6 protein-coding genes and 1 pseudogene are annotated in these 8,024 nt (G+C 64.2%); 4 read left to right on the forward strand and 3 right to left on the reverse strand.

What is annotated here, in order from left to right; translation table 11 throughout:
• A pseudogene (locus MESS2_RS03700) lies at window positions 1-1,700 on the reverse strand (autotransporter family protein); the annotation flags it as partial.
• Between the two features lie 321 nt (window positions 1,701-2,021).
• Here MESS2_RS03700 and MESS2_RS03705 point away from each other — a divergent pair.
• Both MESS2_RS03705 and xylB read left to right on the forward strand, forming a co-directional pair.
• Window positions 2,022-3,344: a tetratricopeptide repeat protein gene (locus tag MESS2_RS03705; RefSeq protein WP_008872738.1), complete on the forward strand. Its 1,323-nt coding sequence runs from the start codon at window positions 2,022-2,024 to the stop codon at window positions 3,342-3,344.
• A gap of 81 nt (window positions 3,345-3,425) precedes the next feature.
• Entirely contained in the window at window positions 3,426-4,880 is a 1,455-nt protein-coding gene (gene xylB / locus MESS2_RS03710; RefSeq protein WP_008872739.1) for a xylulokinase, read from the forward strand.
• A gap of 257 nt (window positions 4,881-5,137) precedes the next feature.
• Here the strand turns inward: xylB and MESS2_RS03715 are convergent, their stop codons facing one another.
• Window positions 5,138-5,500, reverse strand: coding sequence for a nuclear transport factor 2 family protein (locus MESS2_RS03715; protein ID WP_008872740.1), 363 nt, complete (start codon window positions 5,498-5,500; stop codon window positions 5,138-5,140).
• Window positions 5,501-5,612: 112 nt separating this feature from the next.
• Between MESS2_RS03715 and xylA the strand changes: the two genes are divergently transcribed.
• Together xylA and MESS2_RS03725 are read left to right on the forward strand one after the other, a co-directional pair.
• Window positions 5,613-6,938 (forward strand): xylose isomerase, encoded by a 1,326-nt coding sequence (gene xylA, locus MESS2_RS03720; protein ID WP_008872741.1) that lies wholly within the window; start codon window positions 5,613-5,615, stop codon window positions 6,936-6,938.
• 188 nt (window positions 6,939-7,126) lie between these two features.
• Complete coding sequence (locus MESS2_RS03725) at window positions 7,127-7,336, forward strand: hypothetical protein (RefSeq protein ID WP_008872742.1); 210 nt, start codon at window positions 7,127-7,129, stop codon at window positions 7,334-7,336.
• Window positions 7,337-7,347: 11 nt separating this feature from the next.
• Here MESS2_RS03725 and MESS2_RS03730 read toward each other — a convergent pair.
• The coding region (locus tag MESS2_RS03730; protein WP_040592020.1) for a GlxA family transcriptional regulator at window positions 7,348-8,024 on the reverse strand (677 nt) is incomplete at its 5' end.

The raw sequence follows: 8,024 nt of genomic DNA on the forward strand, positions 1-8,024 counted from the left end.
GGCGGCGTCGGATCGACAGGTGGATTGTTGATGTCGCCCTCGGTCGGTGGCGGTGTCGGCGGCAATTCCGACTGCGGCGGCGGCGGCGCGGTCTCCGGCGGCACCGGTGGCGGTGGATCGGTCGGTTCGAGCGGCGGCGGCGCTGGCGCGGGCTGGGCTGGCGTGGTCAGCGCCGAGCGCAGGTACCAGTTCTCCTCGCTGCCGGCGCTGACGCCGCCCTTGAACAGATAATATTCGAAGGCGCCGGCCGCGGCCGGCGCATCGAGCGCAAAGGTCGTGGCGCCCGATGTGGCGCCGTTGATCGCCTCGACGACCATGATGCCGTCCTGCGTGGTCGAAGCGCCCGCCCCGCCGAAATTGATCACGGAAATTCCGGTCGAGCCGGACGCCGTTCCGCCCGACAGGATGAGCTTGTCGGAGTCGGAGCTGTCGTCGCCAAGCTCGGTCTGGATGAGCAGCAGACCGCCCAACCCGACATAATTGCCGGAGATCGTCAGGCTGTCGGCGGCACCTGTGGGGCCATTGGTCAGGTCGATGCGGCCGGCATTGGTCACCGAAGCCAGTTGGCCCGAGGTGAAGGCCTGGATCGAGGCATTGAAGCCGCCGCCGAACAAGGTGCTCGACGCGTCGACGTCGAGCGAACCCGTGCCCGTGCCGCTGTCGCCGAGCAGCAGATTGCCGTCCAGCGTCAGTTCGGTGTCGTTGGTGGCCTCGATGCTTTCCCAGTTCTGGACCCGGTCGATGCCGTCCAGCGCGACGTTGTCGAAGACCAGCGCATCGGTGCCGAGACCGCCGTTCAGCGCATTGGTGCCGCCGAGATTGGCATTGGTCAGATTGCTCAGCGTCGCGGTGTCGTTGTCGCCGCCGAGGTCGACAGCGCCATAGATGATGCCGCCATTGTTCCAGACGAAATTGTCGGTGCCGAAACTCATCAGCACATCGCCGCCGACAGAGCCGCCAGTCACCGTCACACTGTCGGTGCCGCCGCTGACGCTGATGTTGCCGCCGATCGTGCCGTTGGAAAGGATGATCGTGTCGTTGCCGAAGCCGGCGACGAGGTTGCGGTCGATGGTGCCGCCGGACATGTCGAAGAAATTGTCGTCGAGCTTCATGTTGACGCGGCCGATGCGGCCCCCGGTCATCACCGCATGGTCGCCATCGTCGAAAAAATCGACGATGCGGCCGTTCGACATGGTGAAGGTGTCGAGGCCGTCGCCCTGGTTGAGCGAGCCGATCTGGCCGCCGCTCATGTTGAAATCGTCGATGCCGGAGCCCTGCTGGACATTGCCGGCAACGGTGCCGGCGCCGATGGTGAAGAAATCAGCGCCGTCACCCTGATCGACGGCGCCGGTGATGGTGCCAGACTGCATGTCGATGCGGTCGGTGCCAATGCCGAAGGTGACGCTGCCGCTCACCTGCCCGGTGCCGGCGGCGGGAAAGGTCAGCGTGTTGTCGCCACTGGTGTCGGTAAGACTGCCGCCCGAATCGCCGCTGTCGCAGATGAAAGAGCTGTTTCCGGCGGACGGGACCAGCACGCAGGCGGCGAAGGCCGCGGAATTGGGCAGCAACGCAAACGACGTTGTGGCAAGAAGGTATATTAGCCAAGGATGAAATATGGTGGACTTGCGCCAGGGCAAAGCAACCGCCTTTCCGATGCCTTCAGCGCAACTGTCCGGAAGCCTGATTTCATGGCGCCGCATCGCGTCCTCCCCGAATCGCGATTTCAAGCCCCCCGCCCGATGCCGCAATGAAGCCACAATTCATCCGGTTTTACAAAGGCTAATCTCTATCTCATGGTTGATAAACTGCAAAGGATACTCAAATAGACGTTGCCTGACGCAAAGATGGCACAGTTGTGGCCCATGCTTTATGATCGCATTGGACCCAAGGCGCGTGACGTTTGAACGAACCTATGTGATGCGCTTTACTTCCCTGTTTTGTGAATCTCGCTATCCCGAAACCACTGCGCATTTTTGCGCGGCAGGCATTAAGGTCCGAGAGGCCAACCAAAAGAGCATCGCATGGCAGTCAGGGACGCATTCGGCCTGACATTTTCAGGCGCGACGGAAGCCGGGCTCTCACCCTACGGCCGGGCTGTCCAAGAGTTGCAATGCTTCATCGGCGACCCGATCGGCTCTGTCGACCGCGCGATCGCCGCAAATCCCGATTTCGTCATGGCGCATGTGTTCAAGGGCTATCTGTTTGGCCTCGCCACCGAGCGCGAGGCGACAGCGGTGGCCAGGACCTGCCACGAGGCCGCTCTGCCGCTTGCCGCAACAACGCGCGAACAGGCGCATGTCGCGGCCCTTGGCCATCTCGCATGGGGGCGCTGGCACGAGGCCTCGCGCATCCTCGAGGACATCGCCATCGACTCCCCGCTCGACCTGGTGGCGCTGCTGACCGGGCACCAGGTCGACTTCTTCACCGGCAATTCGCGCATGCTGCGCGACCGTATCGGCCGCGCTCTGCCCTCCTGGCAAAGCGGCATGCCGGGCTACCATGCCGTACTGGGCATGCAGGCCTTTGGGCTGGAAGAGATGGGCGACTATGCGCGCGCCGAAAAGCTTGGCCGCGCCGCGGTCGAGATCGAGCCGCGCGACGGCTGGGCCCAGCATGCGGTTGCCCATGTCATGGAAATGCAGAGCCGGCAAAAGGATGGCATCGCCTGGATGCGCGCCAACCCCGACGCGTGGACAAGGGAAAGCTTCCTCAAGGTGCACAATTGGTGGCATCTGGCGCTGTTCCACTACGATCTCGGCGAGACCGACGAGGTGCTGGCGCTTTATGACGGGCCGATCTACGGCGACGGTTCGCCGCTGGCGCTCAACATGGTTGACGCCTCGGCGATCCTGTGGCGGCTCCATCTCGCCGGCGTCGATGTCGGCGACCGCTGGGCGGCGCTCGCCGCCAACTGGCGCAAGGCCGGCGGTGGCAACTACGCCTTCAACGATGCGCATGCGATGATGGCCTTCGTCGGCGCCGGCCTGGACGCGCGGGCAAGCAGCTTGCTCGAAGTGCAGTGCGCGGCCATGCGCGGCGATGACGACAACGTGGCTTTCACGCGGGATGTCGGCCATCCCCTGACGCTCGCCATCAAGGCCTTCGGCGACGGCAACTACGCCGAGACCGTGCGCCTGATCCGGCCGATCCGGGCGATCGCCCACCGCTTCGGCGGCAGCCATGCGCAGCGCGACGTCATCGATCTGACGCTGATCGAGGCGGCGCTGCGCTCCGGCGATCGGGCGCTGGCAAGAGCCTTGACCGCGGAACGCGCACTGGCGCGGCCCGACAGTCCGCTGTCGGCGCTGTTTTCGCGACGCGCAGGCGATTTGTCCGAGAATTGACCCGCGACCGATCTTGCCTTAAAAACTGGTCGAGCCAGATTTTTTCGAGATCCGAAAAAATTAATGCAGTGGGAGGAAATCATGTATCTCGGGCTCGATCTGGGCACGTCGGGCGTCAAGGCGCTGTTGATCGATGCCGGACAGACCATCGTCGGTTCCGGCCATGGTTCGCTCGAAGTGTCGCGGCCGCATCCCGGCTGGTCCGAGCAGAATCCCGACGACTGGATCCGCGCCTGCGAAGAGGCGATCGCCGAACTGAAGGCTTCCCATCCAAAACAGCTTGCGGCGGTGAAGGGCTTCGGCCTTTCCGGCCAGATGCATGGCGCCACCTTGCTCGATGCCGGCGATAAGGTGCTGCGCCCCTGCATCCTGTGGAACGACACGCGCAGCCATGTCGAGGCGGCCGCGCTCGATGCCGATCCACGCTTTCGCAAGCTGACCGGCAACATCGTTTTTCCCGGCTTCACCGCACCGAAGCTCGCCTGGGTGAAGAACAACGAGCCCGGCGTTTTCGCCAAAGTGGCGAAGGTGCTGCTGCCCAAGGATTTCCTGCGGCTTTGGCTGACTGGCGAGCATATTTCGGAAATGTCGGATTCGGCCGGCACCTCCTGGCTCGATGTCGGCAAGCGGCGCTGGTCGGCCGAGTTGCTGGCAGCAACATCTCTCGACGAGGGCAAGATGCCGTCGCTGGTCGAAGGCACGGCCAAAGCCGGCGCCTTGCGCGGCGAACTGGCCTCGAAATGGGGGATGCAGGGCGGCATCCCGATTGCCGGCGGCGCCGGCGACAATGCGGCCTCGGCCTGCGGCATGGGCACGGTGGGCGAAGGCCATGCCTTCGTCTCGCTCGGCACGTCGGGGGTGCTGTTTGCCGCCAATGCCGCTTACCTGCCCAACCCGGCAAGCGCGGTGCATACGTTCTGTCATGCACTGCCCAACACCTGGCACCAGATGGGCGTCATCCTGTCGGCAACGGATTCGCTGAATTGGCTTTCCGAGATCACCGGCAAGAATGCCGGCGACCTGACCGCCGAACTCGGTGAGACGCTGAAAGCGCCGAGCGGCGTCTCCTTCCTGCCCTATCTCTCCGGCGAGCGCACGCCGCACAATGATTCCGCCATTCGCGGCTCATTCACCGGACTGGCGCACGAATCCAGCCGCGCGGTGCTGACCCAGGCGGTGCTCGAAGGCGTCGCCTTCGCCTTCCGCGACAGTTTCGAAGCGCTGGCCAAGGCCGGTACGACCTTGACGCGGGTGACGGCGATCGGCGGCGGCTCGCGCTCGCGCTACTGGCTGAAGGCCATCGCCACCGCGCTTGGCCTGCCTGTCGATATTCCCGCTGACGGCGATTTCGGCGCCGCCTTCGGTGCGGCCCGGCTTGGCCTGATCGCGGCGACAGGTGCCGATCCGCTCAGCGTCTGCACGGCTCCGGACACCGATGCGACCGTCGAGCCTGACATCGCATTCAGCGGCGCCTATGCCGAAGCCTACCAACGCTACCGTGCGCTTTATCCGGCGATCAAGGGCGCAACCGAATGAGTTGGGGCTTAACCCATCACTCTTTTCCAGGCGCCGGTGCTGCCCCTCACCTGCCTGCCGGCATCCTCTCCCCGTATAGTGACGGGGAGAGGGGTGCTGTCATCGGCGATTTCGCCAATCGCCGTCGTTGCAAGAAGGGCGCCGACGCTGCGGCCGGCCCCCTTCTCCCCGTCACTATACGGGGAGAGGTGCCCGGTAGGGCGATGAGGGGCGGCGCCGACCTTGGCGATTGGTGGTCTCCACCGCACCTTGTGAACTCACTGCGCCGGGACCTTGTCGAGGAAGCCGGTAATGTTCTTCAGGCGGCCATTCTCGATGACGCCGATATCGGTTCCCTCGATCACCGACTCAGTGCCCTCAGGCCCGAGATTCCACGAGAAGCGGATCGTGTCGGCAAAGCCGTCCGGCCGGCCTTTCAGCGAGAAGCGGAAGCCGGCAAAGCGCTGGTGCACGCCGTCGATCAGCGCGGCGACGCCTTCGTGCCCGTCGCCCTGCATGATCGGATCGCGGTAGCTGACATCCTCGGTGAAGGTCGCCTCGAGCAAGGCCTGGCGGCGGGCGGCGTCACTCTCATTCCAGGCGGCGACATAGTTTTGGGCGATCGTGTTGAGGTCGGTCATGGTCCGTCTCCTTTGTTGGGTGGCTTTGACACGACCTTTTTCACCCCAGGGAAGAACGAAACCAATTACGCCTGAGGTAATCAGGCAGAACTATCTCGGAGAGGACGAAATCATGAGCAGCGGATTTTTTGGCGACATCGGCAAGATCAAATACGAGGGGCCGGATTCGACCAATCCGCTGGCCTACCGCTTCTACAATCCGGACGAAATTGTCGCCGGCAAGCGGCTGGAAGACCATCTGCGCTTTGCGGTGGCCTATTGGCATTCCTTTGCCTGGCAAGGTGGCGATCCCTTCGGCGGCCAGACCTTCGACCGTCCCTGGTTCGCCAAGGCCGGCGGCATCGACACGATGGAGCTGGCGAAACTGAAGGCTGATGTTGCCTTCGAGATGTTCTCGCTGCTCGGCGCGCCCTATTTCTGCTTCCACGACGCCGATGTCAGGCCGGAAGGCAAGGACTTTTCCGAAAGTGCCGCACGCCTCGACGAAATCGCCGACTACTTTGCGGGAAAGATGAAGCAGACCGGCGTCAAGCTGCTGTGGGGCACGGCGAACATGTTCTCCAACCGCCGCTTCATGTCGGGAGCGGCCACCAACCCCGATCCGGATGTGTTCGCCTATGCGGCGGCGACGGTGAAAAGCTGCATCGACGTGACCAAGCGGCTGAAGGGCGAGAACTATGTGCTGTGGGGCGGGCGCGAGGGCTATGAAACGCTGCTCAACACCGACCTTGCCCGCGAGCAGGAGCAGGCAGGCCGCTTCCTCAACCTGGTCGTCGACTACAAGCACCGGATCGGCTTCAAGGGCACCATCCTGATCGAGCCGAAGCCGCAGGAGCCGACGAAGCACCAGTACGATTACGATGTCGCGACGGTCTACGGCTTCCTCAAGCGGTTCGGGCTGGAGAAGGAGGTCAAGCTCAACATCGAGCAGGGCCATGCGATCCTGGCCGGTCATTCCTTCGAGCACGAACTGGCGCTGGCCAATGCGCTCGGCGTCTTCGGTTCGATCGACATGAACCGCAACGACTATCAGTCGGGCTGGGACACCGACCAGTTCCCCAACAATGTGCCGGAGATGGCGCTGGCCTACTACCAGGTCTTGCTGGCGGGCGGCTTCAAGACCGGCGGCACCAATTTCGACGCCAAGCTGCGGCGCCAGTCGCTCGATCCGCAGGACCTTTTGATTGGCCATATCGGCGGCATGGACGCTTGCGCGCGCGGGCTCAAGGCCGCCGTCCGCATGGTCGAGGACAAAGCGCTGTCGGGACCGCTGGCCGAGCGTTACGCCGGCTGGAACAGCGCGGAAGCCAAGGCGATGCTGTCGGGCAAGCGCACGCTGGAGGAGATCGCCGAGCGGGTCGTCAGGAAGAAGATCGAGCCGCAGCCACGGTCCGGACGCCAGGAACTGCTCGAGAACATCGTCAATCGCTACGTCTGAGACATCGCGCTAGCGGATCTTCTGACTGACCCTGTTGCCGTGAAACGGCTTTGCGTGCGGGCGAAACCAACGACAAGGTTTTGCCCCGCATCGCCCTTCAATCGCCTCGCTCTTGCCTTCAAACAGCCGTCACGGACCTCGTATAAAGTGGCTCATGGCGGGAATCAGGAAGAAGGAGGCGACCCGATATGCAGCACGAACGCGAAATCGACGCCCTGCTCTCATCTGGCGAAGCCGGGTCGATCATCGACCGGCTGATGGCGCTGCCGCATCCCAAGGAAGGTGCGCGCGGCAAGAACGAATGGGATCGCGCGGTCGCCAGCCGCTTCGAGACCCATCTGGCGAGACAAATGCGCTCGCAGATCGAAGGCGCCGGCAACCGTCAAAACGCCGCGTAGTCCCGCTGGTACTACGCTCGCCGAAGCCTGACTGGCGCTTCGCCGAAAGCTCTTGAAAACGCTCTGGAAAATGCCGCGGCGGACGAGAAGCCCGTCCGCCCGGCAATATCGGCCATGGCAATGCGCGTGTCGATCACCAGCCGGCGCGCGGCGCCGAGCCGCAGCCTGAGATAGTAGGCGCCCGGCGTCTCGCCAATAGACTTGCGAAAGATGCTTTCCAGGGTCCGCGCCGTCACCCCGGCGCGCTTGGCCACCGCGGCAATGGTCAGCGGCTGGTCGACATGCGCTTCCATCAGCCGGATCGCTTGCGCCAGCCTGGGATCATAGCCGTCGAGGCGGCCGAGCGAGACCAGCGGCTGGGCGTCGGTGGCGGCGCGGGCCTGGTCGTAGATGAAGACGCTCGCCACATCGAGCGCCACCGCCATGCCGAGCCGGGTGCGGATCAAATGCAGCATCAGGTCGAACGTCGGCGAGGCGCCGCCGGAAGTGAAGACCGGCCCGTCGATGACGTAGCGGTCGGGCCGCACATCGACACCGGGAAAGGCCGAGGAAAAATCCTCCATGTCCTCCCAATGCGTGGTGGCGCTGCGCCCCTCCAGCAGTCCGGCACGGGCGACCAGCCAGGTGCCGGCCTCGACGCCGCCGCAGGCACGCGCGGCGCGCGCGGCGCGGCGCAGGCCGGCAAGCA

This window comes from Mesorhizobium metallidurans STM 2683 (assembly GCF_000350085.1).
In the GTDB taxonomy this organism is placed as follows: Bacteria; Pseudomonadota; Alphaproteobacteria; order Rhizobiales; family Rhizobiaceae; genus Mesorhizobium; species Mesorhizobium metallidurans.